This window comes from Micromonospora sp. NPDC004551 (genome assembly GCF_040609975.1).
In the GTDB taxonomy this organism is placed as follows: domain Bacteria; phylum Actinomycetota; class Actinomycetes; order Mycobacteriales; family Micromonosporaceae; genus Micromonospora.
On the sequence record NZ_JBEXLM010000018.1, the window covers coordinates 1 to 13199 of the forward strand.

15 protein-coding genes, 2 tRNA genes and 1 rRNA gene are annotated in these 13199 nt (G+C 71.4%); 7 read left to right on the forward strand and 11 right to left on the reverse strand.

Annotated features, from left to right (window positions below; translation table 11 throughout):
- From ABZW14_RS20905 to ABZW14_RS20915, 3 genes are all read right to left on the reverse strand, one after another.
- Positions 1 to 64: ribosomal RNA gene (locus ABZW14_RS20905) — 16S ribosomal RNA — on the reverse strand; the annotation flags it as partial.
- A gap of 660 nt (positions 65 to 724) precedes the next feature.
- A complete protein-coding gene (locus tag ABZW14_RS20910) occupies positions 725 to 973 on the reverse strand; it encodes a hypothetical protein (protein ID WP_355348855.1) in 249 nt (82 codons plus the stop codon).
- A gap of 308 nt (positions 974 to 1281) precedes the next feature.
- Positions 1282 to 1746 carry a hypothetical protein gene (locus ABZW14_RS20915; protein ID WP_355348858.1) on the reverse strand — a complete coding sequence of 155 codons (465 nt, stop codon included), beginning with the start codon at positions 1744 to 1746 and terminating at the stop codon, positions 1282 to 1284.
- Positions 1747 to 2027: 281 nt separating this feature from the next.
- Between ABZW14_RS20915 and ABZW14_RS20920 the strand changes: the two genes are divergently transcribed.
- The 3 genes from ABZW14_RS20920 (at position 2028) to argS (ending at position 5838) form a co-directional block, all read left to right on the forward strand.
- Entirely contained in the window at positions 2028 to 2468 is a 441-nt protein-coding gene (locus ABZW14_RS20920; RefSeq protein ID WP_355348861.1) for a PRC-barrel domain-containing protein, read from the forward strand.
- A 310-nt stretch (positions 2469 to 2778) separates the two neighbouring features.
- Positions 2779 to 3837 (forward strand): tryptophan--tRNA ligase, encoded by a 1059-nt coding sequence (trpS, locus tag ABZW14_RS20925; protein WP_355348864.1) that lies wholly within the window; start codon positions 2779 to 2781, stop codon positions 3835 to 3837.
- A 282-nt stretch (positions 3838 to 4119) separates the two neighbouring features.
- Positions 4120 to 5838, forward strand: a complete 1719-nt coding sequence (gene argS / locus ABZW14_RS20930; RefSeq protein WP_355349242.1) for an arginine--tRNA ligase — start codon at positions 4120 to 4122, stop codon at positions 5836 to 5838.
- A 56-nt stretch (positions 5839 to 5894) separates the two neighbouring features.
- Here argS and ABZW14_RS20935 read toward each other — a convergent pair whose 3' ends face one another.
- The 3 genes from ABZW14_RS20935 to ABZW14_RS20945 all read right to left on the reverse strand — a co-directional run bounded on the left by ABZW14_RS20935 (position 5895) and on the right by ABZW14_RS20945 (position 8886).
- Positions 5895 to 6905, reverse strand: a complete 1011-nt coding sequence (locus ABZW14_RS20935) for an ABC transporter permease subunit (RefSeq protein ID WP_355349245.1) — start codon at positions 6903 to 6905, stop codon at positions 5895 to 5897.
- 5 nt (positions 6906 to 6910) lie between these two features.
- The gene (locus ABZW14_RS20940) at positions 6911 to 7804 is read right to left on the reverse strand and encodes an ABC transporter ATP-binding protein (protein WP_355348867.1); all 894 of its coding nucleotides are present in this window, start codon (positions 7802 to 7804) and stop codon (positions 6911 to 6913) included.
- Positions 7805 to 7902: 98 nt separating this feature from the next.
- Complete coding sequence (locus ABZW14_RS20945; RefSeq protein WP_355348870.1) at positions 7903 to 8886, reverse strand: ABC transporter permease subunit; 984 nt, start codon at positions 8884 to 8886, stop codon at positions 7903 to 7905.
- A 140-nt stretch (positions 8887 to 9026) separates the two neighbouring features.
- On the opposite strand from ABZW14_RS20945, the gene ABZW14_RS20950 reads away from it, so the two are divergent.
- Positions 9027 to 9587, forward strand: a complete 561-nt coding sequence (locus ABZW14_RS20950; RefSeq protein WP_355348873.1) for a hypothetical protein — start codon at positions 9027 to 9029, stop codon at positions 9585 to 9587.
- 136 nt (positions 9588 to 9723) lie between these two features.
- Positions 9724 to 10296: a histidine phosphatase family protein gene (locus ABZW14_RS20955; protein WP_355348875.1), complete on the forward strand. Its 573-nt coding sequence runs from the start codon at positions 9724 to 9726 to the stop codon at positions 10294 to 10296.
- Between the two features lie 118 nt (positions 10297 to 10414).
- On the opposite strand, the gene ABZW14_RS20960 is transcribed toward ABZW14_RS20955, so the two are convergent.
- Both ABZW14_RS20960 and ABZW14_RS20965 read right to left on the reverse strand, forming a co-directional pair.
- Positions 10415 to 10627, reverse strand: a complete 213-nt coding sequence (locus tag ABZW14_RS20960) for a hypothetical protein (protein ID WP_355348878.1) — start codon at positions 10625 to 10627, stop codon at positions 10415 to 10417.
- Positions 10628 to 10636: 9 nt separating this feature from the next.
- Positions 10637 to 10777 (reverse strand): hypothetical protein, encoded by a 141-nt coding sequence (locus tag ABZW14_RS20965; RefSeq protein ID WP_355348881.1) that lies wholly within the window; start codon positions 10775 to 10777, stop codon positions 10637 to 10639.
- A 132-nt stretch (positions 10778 to 10909) separates the two neighbouring features.
- Here ABZW14_RS20965 and ABZW14_RS20970 point away from each other — a divergent pair, with 132 nt between their 5' ends.
- Positions 10910 to 11341, forward strand: coding sequence for a hypothetical protein (locus ABZW14_RS20970; RefSeq protein WP_355348884.1), 432 nt, complete (start codon positions 10910 to 10912; stop codon positions 11339 to 11341).
- 50 nt (positions 11342 to 11391) lie between these two features.
- Here ABZW14_RS20970 and ABZW14_RS20975 read toward each other — a convergent pair whose 3' ends face one another.
- Complete coding sequence (locus ABZW14_RS20975; protein ID WP_355348887.1) at positions 11392 to 12075, reverse strand: alpha/beta hydrolase; 684 nt, start codon at positions 12073 to 12075, stop codon at positions 11392 to 11394.
- Between the two features lie 49 nt (positions 12076 to 12124).
- Between ABZW14_RS20975 and ABZW14_RS20980 the strand changes: the two genes are divergently transcribed.
- Positions 12125 to 12832 (forward strand): WYL domain-containing protein, encoded by a 708-nt coding sequence (locus ABZW14_RS20980; RefSeq protein ID WP_355348890.1) that lies wholly within the window; start codon positions 12125 to 12127, stop codon positions 12830 to 12832.
- Between the two features lie 78 nt (positions 12833 to 12910).
- Here ABZW14_RS20980 and ABZW14_RS20985 read toward each other — a convergent pair.
- Both ABZW14_RS20985 and ABZW14_RS20990 read right to left on the reverse strand, forming a co-directional pair.
- A tRNA-Arg gene (locus ABZW14_RS20985) sits at positions 12911 to 12983 on the reverse strand.
- A gap of 35 nt (positions 12984 to 13018) precedes the next feature.
- Positions 13019 to 13109 (reverse strand) — tRNA-Ser (locus ABZW14_RS20990).
- Between the last annotated feature and the right edge of the window lie 90 nt (positions 13110 to 13199).

The following is a 13199-nucleotide window of genomic DNA, read 5'->3' on the forward strand; positions in this document are numbered from 1 at the left end:
CGACTTGCATGTGTTAAGCACGCCGCCAGCGTTCGTCCTGAGCCAGGATCAAACTCTCCAACAAAAACTTGTTGAACAATCATCCTGACAACAAAATGTTGCCAAAGGAATCCCAACCAGCAAACCTCCAAAGAGGCTGCCAGTCCGGGGTATCAAACAATTTGGCACTGGCTTATCAAGCACCCTGTTGAGTTCTCAAAGAACAACCACACACCATCCAGAAATCCCGCTCAGCAGGATCCCCGTCCGGGGCATTTCGTCCAACCACACCCGCCGCTCTCGCGCCGGGCACTTTTACTACGTTACCTCACCGTCTCTGCCGTGTCAAACCGTGTGTCCCGGTCTGTCACGCTTCGTATGGGTCGGCGCCGGTGAACCCGCGCAGCGGCGAACCGCTGTGCTCGATCATCGGATTTGGCAGGACGGCCGCCGCGGTTTCCCGCTCGCTCGTCCGCATCCCTGCCGGTCGTCAACCTTAGCCGGTCGGTTCCGCTCCGCCAAATCCGCCCTGCGGCGTTTCTGGCGAGCCCCACCCGGCCCGGCTCCGTCGAGGCGTAAACCCCTGCGGCACCGGTGCCATCCGCGATCCGCGGCCTCCAGGACCTTCGTCCCGTTTGCCCCGTTCCGCGCTGGCAGAGAGAAAGTTACGCGGCCTCGGGTTTGATCGTCAAATCGAGGGGTAGCGTCCCCCGTCACATCATCATCGCCGGACTATCTTCCCTGCTCAGCGCGGTCGGCGGGCCCTGAGCCAGCCCCGGACGCCGAGCACGCCGACGGTCGTACCGATGACCAGCGAGGCCGCGATGAGCAGCGCGTGTACCCAGAGGAAGCTGGTCGGGCTGCCCTCGCCGACCGCGCCGGCCGACCACGCCCGCGGGTCGTTCCAGATGGCGACCGCAAACCTCGGCCAGATCACCCAGGTCCAGATCCCGACCCCGACCAGGAACAGCGACCAGCCACGCGACAGCACCATGGCCGGCAGTATGCCAGTGGCTCGTCGCCGCAGGTCAGAAGCGCGAGGACCGGAGCATGCGGGGGTCAGCGAACAACGGAGCGCCGGCCGGTCCGCCCCGCTGAGCGCATACCCGGAGGGGCGCTGGCTCCGCCTCGTACACCCGGTGGTTCTCTCCCGTGCCCCGCTGGCCGCAACCGGCCGGAGAACCTCGGACAGAGGCCGACGGCGGTCGACCCGAAGACGGGCGCGTCGCGGTGAGCTGGAAGCAGCCGTCGACGGTGGGGCTGACGGCGGGCCGGCGCGAAACCGGCCCGCCACGGGTGTGGTCAGAAGCAGGTGACCGCCCCGCCGATCGCCGGGTTCGCTCGATCGTGCTGGTGGACGGTGCCCGCGGGGTCGGTCATCGACCCGCCCCAGATCGCGCAGCCGGCGCCGACGTAGAGGTGGACCGGGCCGGCGGCGTAGCTCCGGTTGCCCTCGTCCACCCGGAAGGTCGTCCACTCCGGGTCCAGGTAGACGCTGGTCCTGGTGAGCGTGCCGACGTACGCGAACTTGAGGGTGACCGTGCAGCCGTACCCGGTGAGCGGGTTGCGCAGGAGGTGGACGGTGCCGAGCCGCGCGCCGGTGGCGGCGTCGCGGATCGGGTCCTGGTCCACGGCGGTGAAGCCGAGCCCGCAGAGCGCCTCCGGGGTGTACGGGTTGACCACGGCGGCCCGAGCGCCGGTGCCGGGCAGCGCCACCAGGGCGGCCGCTGCCGCCGCCGTCGCGATTCGTCGAATGACCCGCTGCATCTGTTTCCCTTTCCCTGTACCGACGGATGCGGGATCAGAATGGTGTGGCCGCCGGCCCGGTCGAATGTGCGCGCGAGCCACTCCGGCTCGGTTCCCGGTGTGCCGGCGGGCCGCGACACCTCCTGCCACCTGGGCCGGAGCCGCCGGACCAATCGGCGGACGCCGAATATGAGGTATCTCGCAGAAAGGGTGCAGAGGAATTCGGAATTGCATTCGTGTTTCCCTCATTCGCCCGTCGGGCACTGTTTCGGTGGCGACACGACGACACCGGAGGTGACACCATGCAGCCGTTCAATCCGCGGCTCTGGCGGGACCCGTCCGCGCTGGCGGGCGGCTACGACCAGACCCGCCCGGACGACGTGCCGCGGCAGCGGTCGGAGGGCGACGCCGGTCCCGACGCGCCCGGCCCGGGCACGCCGATCGACCTCACCGGCTACCGGGTCGAGGCGACCGACGGCCGGATCGGCGCGGTCGACCGGGCCAGTGAGGACGCCGGCGCGGGCTACCTGGTGGTGGACACCGGGCCGTGGATCTTCGGCCGGAAGGTGCTGCTGCCGGTCGGCACGGTGGCACGGGTCGACCACCTGGAGCGCGTCGTACACGTGGACCGGACCCGGGACCAGGTCAAGGAGTCGCCGGCCTTCGACCCGGACGACTTCGACCGCGCCGAGTACCGCGAGCAGGTCGGTGACTACTACGCCGAGAGCTACCGGCGGGACTGAGCAGGCGGGTTCCGGTCTGCGGACGTGGCTGCGGACCGGCTACCGTGTGAGGCATGGTCCGGCCGAGCACCTGCGCCCCGGAGACCCTCGACGGTCTCCCGGCGGCTGCCGCTCCGGTTCTCCCGGCCCGTGTCGATGACGGTCGGGAGCAGATCCTCGACGTCCTCCGTGCCGGTGGGCTGCGGTTCCGCGCCGGCGGGCGATGGCGGCGCTCGCACTGACGAGCCAACCCCACTGATCCGGGCACATCCCGGGTCTTCCCGCGCGCCCGCGCGTCCTCCACCGAAACAGCCACGAGAGGCGTACGACCATGTCCGCAGCACGGATGCTCACCGGTGACCGCCCGACCGGGCGGCTGCACCTGGGCCACTACGTCGGCAGCATCGCCAACCGGGTGAAGCTGCACCAGCGCTACGAGAGTTTCTTCATCATCGCCGACCTGCACATGCTCACCACGCGGAACAGCCGCGAGGACATCGAGCAGGTCTCCCGCAACGCCCGTGAGATGGTCACCGACATCCTCGCCGCCGGCGTCGAGCCGGACCGGGCCACCTTCTACCTCCAGTCGGCGATCCCCGAGGTCGGCGACCTGAACACCCTGTTCCAGAACCTGGTCACCGTGCCCCGCCTGGAACGGGTCCCGTCGCTCAAGGAGATGAGCCGGGACGCCGGCAAGGAGGAGATGCCGTACGGGCTGCTCGGCTATCCAGTCCTCCAGGCCGCCGACATCCTCTGCGTGAAGGGGCAGGTCGTGCCGGTGGGCAAGGACAACGCCGCGCACGTGGAGGTGACCCGGGAGATCGCCCGGCGCTTCAACCACCTCTACGGCGAGGTCTTCCCCGTGCCGGAAATGATCATGTCGGAGACGCCCACCCTGGTCGGCACCGACGGCGCCGGGAAGATGAGCAAGAGCCGGGGGAACGCCATCGCGCTCTCCGACGACGCGGCGACCGTGCGGCGCAAGGTCATGAGGATGTACACCGACCCGAACCGGGTCCGGGCCGACGTGCCGGGCACGGTCGAGGGGAACCCCGTCTTCGCGTACCTCGACGTGTTCCACACCGACCGGGCGAAGGTCGAGGAGCTGAAGGCGCGCTACCGGGCCGGCCGGGTCGGCGACGTCGAGGTCAAGGAGGACCTGGCGGCCGCGCTCAACCGGTTCCTCGACCCGGTCCGGGAGCGGCGGGCCCGGTTCGAGGGGCAGCCCGGCCTCGTCGACGAGCTGATCGTCGAGGGCACCGAGCGGACCCGCGCCGAGGTGCGCCGCACCCTTGTCGAGGTCCGCCGGGCGATGGGCCTGACCAGCGCGTACACCCAGGTGCGGCGGCGGGCCGAGCGCTACCGCAAGGCCGTCGGCACGCCGGCCTGACGTTCCGGGTATGTCGGCCGGCCGGCTCGGGTACGGCCTTGCGCCGCCCCCGGGCCGGCCGGTTAGGCTGCTCGCATGACCAGCTCGCACGCGTTCCCGACGGCGTCCTCCGACGTCCTGTTCGGCGCGCTGCGACGCCGGCGGTCCCGCGACCGCCTGCGCTGAGCATTCCTCACTGCGACCGGCGGATCGAGCCGCCGGTCATCGCCGATCGTCCTCGGTCCGCCCGCATCCCCGTCCGGTGATCCGCGTGTGGCGGATCCGAGCGAGATCGGCGTACCCATGGATCTGGAGAAACTGCTGACCGGCCGGCTGGCGCCGGCGTTCGCGACGGTGGCCGGCGTGCCGGTCGACCCGGTCGTGCGGCGCTCCCAGCGCGCGGACTTCCAGTCCGACGCGGCCCTGGCGCTGGCCCGGCGGCTCGGGCGGCCGCCGCGCGCCGTCGCCACCGAGGTGCTGGAGCGCGCGGAGCTGGCCGACCTGTGCAGCGCGGCGGAGGTGTCCGGTCCCGGTTTCCTCAACCTGACCGTCGCCGACGAGGCCCTGGCCGGGCTGGTCTCCGCCCTGGCCACCGACCCGCGGCTCGGGGTGCCGGCGACCACGGCGCCGGAGACCGTGGTGGTGGACTACTCGGCACCGAACGTGGCGAAGGAGATGCATGTCGGGCACCTGCGCTCGACGGTCATCGGCGACGCGGCGGCCCGGCTGCTGGAGTGGCTGGGGCACCGGGTGCTGCGGGCCAACCACCTGGGCGACTGGGGCACGCCCTTCGGGATGCTCATCGAGCACCTGGCCGACCTGGGCGAAGCCGAGGCCGCGCAGGAGCTGTCCATGGGCGACCTGGACTCGTTCTACAAGGCGGCCCGGGCCAAGTTCGACGCCGACGAGGCGTTCCGCGAGCGGTCCCGGCTGCGCGTGGTGGCGTTGCAGGGCGGCGACCCGGCGACGCTGCGGCTGTGGCGGCTGCTCGTCGAGCAGTCCGAGCGCTACTTCCTGACCGTGTACGACCTGCTGGACGTGACCCTCACCGAGGGGGACTTCCACGGTGAGAGCAGCTACAACGACCTGCTCGGCCCGGTGGTCGAGGAGCTGGACCGGCTCGGCCTGCTGCGGTCCAGCGACGGGGCGGCATGCGTGTTCCCGCCCGGCTCGGTGGGCCGGGACGGTGAGCCGCTGCCGCTGATCGTGCGCAAGTCCGACGGCGGGTACGGCTATCCGGCCACCGACCTGGCGGCCATCCGGCACCGGACCGGCACGCTGGGCGCGACCCGGCTGCTCTACGTGGTCGGGCTGCCGCAGCGGCGGCACTTCGAGATGGTCTACGCCGCCGCCGCGCAGGCCGGTTGGCTGGCCCCACCGGCCCGGGCCGAGCACGTCGGGTTCGGTTCGATCCTCGGGCCGGACGGGCGGATGCTGCGCAGCCGGGCCGGCGGCTCGGTGAAGCTGGTCGGGCTGCTGGAGGAGGCGGTCGCGCGCGCCACGGCGCTGGCGCGCGAACGGAACCCGGAGCTGGGCGAGGCGGAGGCGGCCGAAGTCGGCCGGGCGGTCGGCATCGGCGCGATCAAGTACGCCGACCTGTCCAGCGACCGGCACAAGGACTACGTGCTCGACTGGGAGCGGATGCTGGCGCTGGACGGCAACACGGCGCCCTACCTCCAGTACGCGTACTCGCGGATCCGGTCGATCTTCCGCCGGGCCGGGGTGGCGGCGCGGCCGGAGGCGGGGATCTCGCTGGCCGAGCCGGCCGAGCGGGCGCTCGCCCTGGAGCTGGTCGGCTTCGGTGCGGTCGTCGGCGAGGTCGCGGAGAACCTGGAGTTCCACCACCTGACCGGGTACCTGTCGCGGCTCGCCGCCGCGTTCAGCGCGTTCTACGAGCGTTGCCCGGTGCTGCGGGCCGACGAGCCGGTCCGGGAGAGCCGGCTGGTGCTGTGTGACCTGACCGCGCGGGTGCTCGGGCAGGGCCTGCATCTGCTCGGCATCCGCACGCCCGAGCGGCTGTGACCCGGCGAACGGGATGACCGGGTGCCGCCCCTGGGCGGCACCCGGTCCGGTGCGGTTCAGCTCGGGCGGCGCTGGAGCCGCCGGAACCCGACGCCGGCCAGCAGCCCGGCCAGCAGCAGGTAGAGGGCCGACTCCAGCCACTGGAAGGACCAGTACCGGCTGTCCGGCTGGTACGCGATCGCCACGTGCACGTCGTGCCTCGCCAGGCACACGGCGGTGTCTCCGTACGGTCCCTCGGCCGTGCCGGTCTCCGGGGCGTCGGTGAAGCACCCGTCGAAGACCTCCTCGTCCAGCGGCTCACCGGTCGTCGTGAGCAGCTCGCTGACGTCGGTGACCCAGGCGTCCGGCACGGTCAGGCCCTTGACCACGGGAGCGCCCGTGATGCTGCCCAGGCTGCGGGCCTGGTTGATGGCCTGCGCGGTCATCGGCAGCGTGCGGTGCTCCGGCGGCAGGAGGTGCGGCCGGAGCACGTTCGGCACCAGGAACTGGACGACGACGAAGGTCACGATCGTCAGCGCCATCGCCGGCACGGTCCGGCGCACCAGCAGCCCGATGATCGTCCCGAGCACGAGGGCGAAGGCCGCGTACGCGACCGGCGTGAGGTTCCGGGCGCCGAACAGAATCGTGCTGAACCGGTTGTCGGCCACCCGGTCGACGGGGCTGGCCGCCCACGTCAGCAGCAGGCTGGCGGCGCCGGTCAGCACCATGCCGGCCACCCCCACCAGGGCCAGCTTGACCGCCAGCCAGCGCCGCCGGGTCACGCTCTGGCTCCAGACCAGCCGCTGGGTGCCGGCCTCCAGCTCCCGGGCCACCAGCGGGGCGCCCCAGAACATGCCGGCCAGCCCCGGGACGAGCCCGAGCAGCGCGGCCAGGTAGAGCAGGGTGTTCTCGTAGTCGGCGGTGAACCGGCCCAACTGCGGGCCGCAGTCGGCCGGGCCGGCGCACTGCGCCCGGTAGTCGTCATAGGACTGTCGGATGTCGAACCCCAGGTGGAGAAGGTACGCGGCGATCAGGGCCAGGGTGACGACGCCGACCAGAGCCTGCCCGCGGAACTGCCGCCAGGTCATCCAGATCACCGCACGGCCTCCCCCGTCGGGGCGCCGGCCGCCCGTGTCAGGTAGGCGAGGACCATCTCCTCCAGCGGGACCGGCTCGACGGTCCACGGCGTACGCGGCAGCGCGCCGGCCACCCGTACCACGGCCTGGCTGTTCCGGTCGGTGTGCTGGAGCCGGATGACCTCGACCTCGGCCGGCAGCCGGTCCAGCTCGCCGCGCGGGGCGACCAGCCGGTGGTGCCGGGCCAGCAGGTCCGTCACCCCGCCGGCGACCTGCACCCGCGCGTCGCAGAGCACGACGAGGTGGTCGCAGACCCGTGCCACGTCGCTCAGCAGGTGTGAGGAGAGGATCGCGCTGGCGCCCAGTTCGGCGACGAACTCCATGAGGTTGCGCATGAACCCGTCGCGGGCCAGCGGATCGAGCGCGGCGGCCGGCTCGTCGAAGATCAGCAGCTCGGGGCGCTTCGCCGCGGCGATGGTCAGCGCCAGTTGGGCGCGCTGCCCGCCGGAGAGCCGGCCCGCCTTCTGCCGGGGATCGAGCCCGACCTGGCTGATCCGCCGGTCCGCCAGGGACTGGTCCCAGGACGGGTTCAGCTTCGCGCCCATCCGCAGGTGGTCCGCCACCGTGAACGCGCCGTAGACGGGGGTGTCCTGGGCGACGAACCCGACCCTGGCCAGGTGCGCGGCGTTCGCCGCCGGAGGCGCACCGAGCACCCGCAGGGTCCCCGCCGTCGGCGTGACGAGTCCGCAGGCGAGGTTCAGCAACGTGGACTTACCGGCGCCGTTCGGCCCGACCAGGCCGACGACGCGTCCCCGGGGGACGTCGAGGTCGCAGTCGGCCAGCGCGAGCCGCTTGCCGTACCGCTTCGTCAGGCCCTCGGCCTGGAGTGCGGGACAGGAATTCTCTGGCATGGCTCGATCCTGCGGATCAGGGTCTGCCCCGGCACCGGCCCAAAGGAGGGTCGGCGCGTCCGGCTGCCGTACTTTCGGCCGGTTTCCGGACGTCGTGCTCAGCCGCGGTGGCGCTGGATCCGCCACAGGCCGAAGGCGGCCAGCAGCCCTGCGAGTGCCAGATAGCACGCCGACTCGATCCACTGGAACGACCAGTAGCGGCTGTCGGGCTGGTAGGCGATCCTCACGTGCAGGTTCAGGTCGCCGAGGCAGGCCGCGGTGTCGCCGGCGGGCCGGGTCAGGCAGGTGTCGACCGTCCCGGCATCGACCGGCTGCCCGTCGGCGGTGAGCAGCCGGCTGCTGCCGGTGACCCAGGCGTCGGGTACGCGCAGACCCTTCACCGTGGCGTCGGCGCCCACCCCGCGCGTCTCGCGGAGCGCGTCGGCGGTCATCGCCCGCGTCACGGTGACCGGCGCCATCAGATGTGGCCGGACCACGGTCGGTAACAGGATCTGGAGCAGCGTGAAGGCGAAAACGGTCAACGCCATGGCCGGCACCGTCCGACGCACCAGCAGCCCGACGACCGTGCCGAGGACGACGGCCAGCGCCGCGTACGCGATCGGCGTCAGATTGCGCGCGCCGAACGCCAGCGCGGCGAACCGCTCCCCCGACACCTCGTCGTAGGGGCTCGCCGCCCAGGTCAGCAGCAGGCCGGCGAGGGCCGCCACCGCCATGCCGGCGGACCCGACGACGAGCAGCTTGACCGCCAGCCAGCGGCGCCGGGTGACACTCTGGTTCCAGGCCAGCCGCTGGGTGCCCGTCTCCACCTCCCGGGCGATGAGCGGCGCGCCCCAGAACACGCCCAGCACCGCCGGAACGGCCGCCAGCACCAGGGCGAGGAGAAGCAGCCGGGTGCGCCACTCGCCCTGGAACTGGCTCATCGCGTCCAGGCACCGGTCGGCCACCGCGCAGTGCGACCGGTAACGGTCGTACGCCTGCCGGATGTCCAGGCCGGTGAACAGGAGATACGCCGCCAGCGGCGCCAACGCGGCGACGCCGGCGAGGGCCTGGGTGCGGAACTGCCGCCAACTCATCCAGATCATCGCGGCACCTCGTCAACAGCCATGGGCACATCCTGGAGAGGCGGCCGTCCGCCAACACCGGCCCAAAGCACGGTTCGACGCGCCCCGGACCGTACTTTTGACCGGTTCGGGCGCCCCGGCGGCTGCCTAGCGTGCATCGCATGGACACTTCGGACCGGGCGGCCCGCGGGGCCGGGATGGCCTTCGACCTGGCCTTCGCCCTCACCGCGCTGCTGGGGGCGGCCTTCACCGCGTACATGATCAGCGACAGCTGGGGCGCGGGCTACGCGATCCTCGACACCGCGGTGGCCGCGGTGGTGTCCCTGCTCGCGCTGGCCCGCCGGATCAACCGGGCCTGGACGGCCGTCGGCGGCCTCGTCGTGGTCGCGGCGGCAATCCTCGTCTCGCAGGTCGCCGACCTGCCGCAGGAGCCGGGCCCGATCGCCTCGCTGGCGCTGGCCGTGCTCGTCGGCTCCGCGCTGCGGCACCTGCCGACCCGGTGGGGCTGGGGCATCACGGCCGGCGGCCTCGCCGTGGTCCTCGCCTGCTGGATCACCGGCGGCTTCCGGGCCGTCGCGGTGCTGGGCACCCTGGCCTGGCTAGCCTCCGTGGCCGTCGGCACGTCGATGCGCGGGGTCGACACGGGGCGGCGCGCCGGTGTCGAACGCCGCCGAACGGTTGAGGAGGCCGACCGGCAGTGGGATGCGACGGGGACGTTCTGACCCTGCCACTGCCGGCCGACGAGGAAGGGCGGTCCCGGTCGTCTCCCGGGACCGCCCTTCCTGCTTACCACCGGCGTCCCACCTGAGGTCTGCGATGATCGTGCGAAACATCGACCCGACTGGAGGACCGGCGACGGTGGCTCGCACGCTCTTGTACCTGGTCCGCCACGGTGAGCAGGACCCGGCGCTCGGCCATGCGCCGGACGGCGGCCTCTCCGAACGGGGCCGCTGGCAGGCGGATCGGCTCGGCCGCCGGCTGAAGGGCGTGCCGTTCTCGGCGACGCACCACAGCCCGCTGGCCCGGGCGGCCGAGACCGCCGAAATCCTCGCCGACTATCTGCCGGGGGTCCCTCGGCACGCCTGTGAGCACGCCATGGATCGGACGCCCGTGCCCTCCGCCGAACATCGGAGCGAGTACCCGGAACGCCTCCACTCCTGGCTGGACGGGGTTCCGAGCGAGGAGCGCGACGAGGACGCCGTCGGTCTGCGGGCCGCTGTCGAGCACTTCGGCAACCTCGCCGCCGAGGACCGGCATGAGCTCGTGATCACGCACAACTTCGTGATCGGCTGGTTCGTGCGGCACGTCCTGGACGCGCCGACGTGGCGCTGGATGAGCCTCAACCAGGAGAACTGCGGGCTGACCATCGTGCAGTGGGACACCGAGCGACCTCCCGCCCTGGTCGCCTTCAACGACACCGGGCACCTCTGAGCCGATCCTCGGCCGTCACGGACACGTGGCCCATGGCGCGAGTCGGCCCCTGACCGTCGAATCAACACTGGCAGGGGCCGACCTTCGAGGTCTCCCGCCCGTGGGCGGGGTAGTGCGGTCAATCCTTGGTGGCACGCTCGACCGCGGCGCGGTCGCTCGCCACGATGAGGCCGAGCAGTTCCCTGCCCAGCCCGTCCGGCGCCCGGACGCGACCGCCGCCGGTCGAGATCGCCTGTGGGCAGGTCGCGTCACCCAGCACCACCGTGACGTCGTCGAGGGCGATTCCGACCCGGCCGGGCTTCTGCAGTGTGCACGCCTCGTCGGCGGGCACAGGGTCACGCTAGGCCGCGATCAGTCCCTCCTGGGCGAGATCCTCACCCAGCCGGACGTCACCGGTCAGCAGCGCGCCGAAGCGGACGATCTCGCGGTACCGGCTGGCGACGAAGTCCTCGTAGCCGGCGGGTTCTGCTCTGCGAAGCAAGCCCATACCTGACTAAGGGTCCTGGACCCGCCCGATGGTTCCCCGGTCGAGGTATTCGGCACGCCGCATCCGGCGCTGCTGCGGAGCTGACCGGCACCCCGCCGGGCCGCGAACCGCTGTAGGGTGCGCGCCGTGGGATACCTGGTGAGGCCTTCGGGCCGGCTGAACCTCCCGCAGTCGGACGACGTCGCTGCGGTCGCCGCTGTCCAGGCCGCCATGGCTGTGCGGGACGGCTGGTTCAAGCCGGAGGTGCCTCCGACAGACGACACGTTGGCCGACCTGGCGGAGGCGGCCGGAGCATCGATCGTCCGCGACGCGGAGTGGATCGAGTTCGGTTACGACGACGAGGGCGACCCGAAGTGGTCGGACCAGGCGACCGCCTTCTACGTCGCGATCGCGCCGTTCGTTCGCTCGGGAACCGTCCAGATCGAGGGCGAGGACGGTGCCCGCTGGTCGTACACCTACGCGGACGGGCAGGTCACCCAAGAGGGCTGGAACGGCTGGGATGGATCCATCGAGCCGTTCGGCCAGCAGGTGGATTTCCCCTCCCTGGACCATCCGTAGGCTGCCGCTCGTGATCGGCCGGGCGTCGTCCGGACTGTCGGTCAACCGGGTCAGTGGGCGAGGAAGCTCTCGATTCGCCGGGCGAGAGCGCCAGGCGCTTCGAGCATGGGTAGGTGTCCGCTGTCGAATGACTCGTTCCAGTTCGTGTCGAGGTTGCGCGCGAATCGCTGTTGCAGTCCGACCGGGAACTGAGCGTCCAGGCTGGTGGAGAGGTAGCCACGACGTTCGGGGAAACCACCGCCCGCCGGCGCGTCCCGGTAGAGGCGCACCGACTCGGGGTTGAACTCCGCAACGATGCGATCGGCCGTCGCCGTGTCGACCCGACCGGCCACGCCGCGCCGGATGGCGGCAGCGGGCGGTCGGGTGCCGGCCAGCCGCATCACCAGGCTCAGCACGAGCCGGTTCGGCATCGGCATCGAGGCGACGAAGCTGCGTCCCGGCTCAGGCACGACGGCCGTGACCGCCAGGACCGCACTGACCCGATCAGGCGCGAGGGTGACGATCTCCGCTGCGACAGTTCCGCCGCTGGAGTGCGCGACGACCGCGAAACGCTCCCACGGCGCCGAATCCAGTGCCGCAGTGGCGTACTCGGTGAGCGAAGCGCGGTCGTGGCGCGGTCGTTCCGCGACCGCCGTCCGGTGCGACGGGGCCAGTTCTTCGCGCACCTGATCCCAGATCCAGGCGGGAAGGCCGGCACCGCTCAAGAACAGGATGGGCTCCTGCGACTGTGTCATGCCCCGATCCTGGCGGCACCGGATGTCACCGTTATGGCACCGTTCACGCATGAACCGCACCGACCGGCTCTACGCGATCCGGGAAGACCTCCGCCGTGCCGGACCCCGAGGCCGCACCGCCGAACAACTCGCCGCCACATTCGAGATCAGCGTCCGCACCGTCAAGCGCGACATCTCCGCTCTGCAACAGGGCGGGTTCCCCGTCTGGGCGCGCACGGGCCGGATCGGCGGATACGTGGTCGATCAAGCCGCCACCCTGCCACCGGTGAACTTCACCGCCGCCGAAGCCTCCGCACTCGCGGCGGCGATCGCAGCACACCGTGGACAGCCGTTCGACCGGCAGGCCCGAGCCGCCCTGGTGAAAGTACTGGCGGTGATGGACCCGCAGGCGCGCCGGCACGCGGACGGCTTGACCGAGCGCATCTGGATCGACCAGAGCACCACCGAGGCAGCCGATCCGCGCGGACGCGGCGCGATCGAACATGCCCTTCAGGAGCGCAAGGTCCTGGTGCTGCACTACCGCGATCGTCACGACGCGCCAACCACGCGTCGGGTGGACCCCCAACTGCTCGCGTTCACGGCCGGTCACTGGTTCCTCGTGGCGCGCTGCCACCGCCGGGAGGCGATCCGGTGGTTCCGCCTCGATCGGATCGAGCGTGCGACCCTCACCACGCAGCCTGCCCTCGACATGCCCGTCGAAGAGCTGGGGACACCTCCCTCGACGGCGGCCTCCGTACGAGTACGACTTGCGATGTGATCCCGGCGAGGGCTCGGCGGAAATGAAGGAGCCCCCGAACCTGCCGTTATGGCTGGTCGGGGGCCTTCTCCTGCTTTGTGCGCCCGAAGGGACTCGAACCCCTAACCTTCTGATCCGTAGTCAGATGCTCTATCCATTGAGCTACGGGCGCTTGCTGCTCGGCCAGTCTACACACCGGCTTTCGCGCGGAGACTCCGGGATTCGAACCCGGGAGGGGCTTTAAAACCCCAACCGCATTAGCAGTGCGGCGCCATAGACCAGACTAGGCGAAGTCTCCCTGGTGGCCCGGAGACCACCGCGCCCGAGGATACAGGCCCACACCCACCCGGAGCAAAGCGACTACCGGGAAGGCCCCACGCCCAGCGTT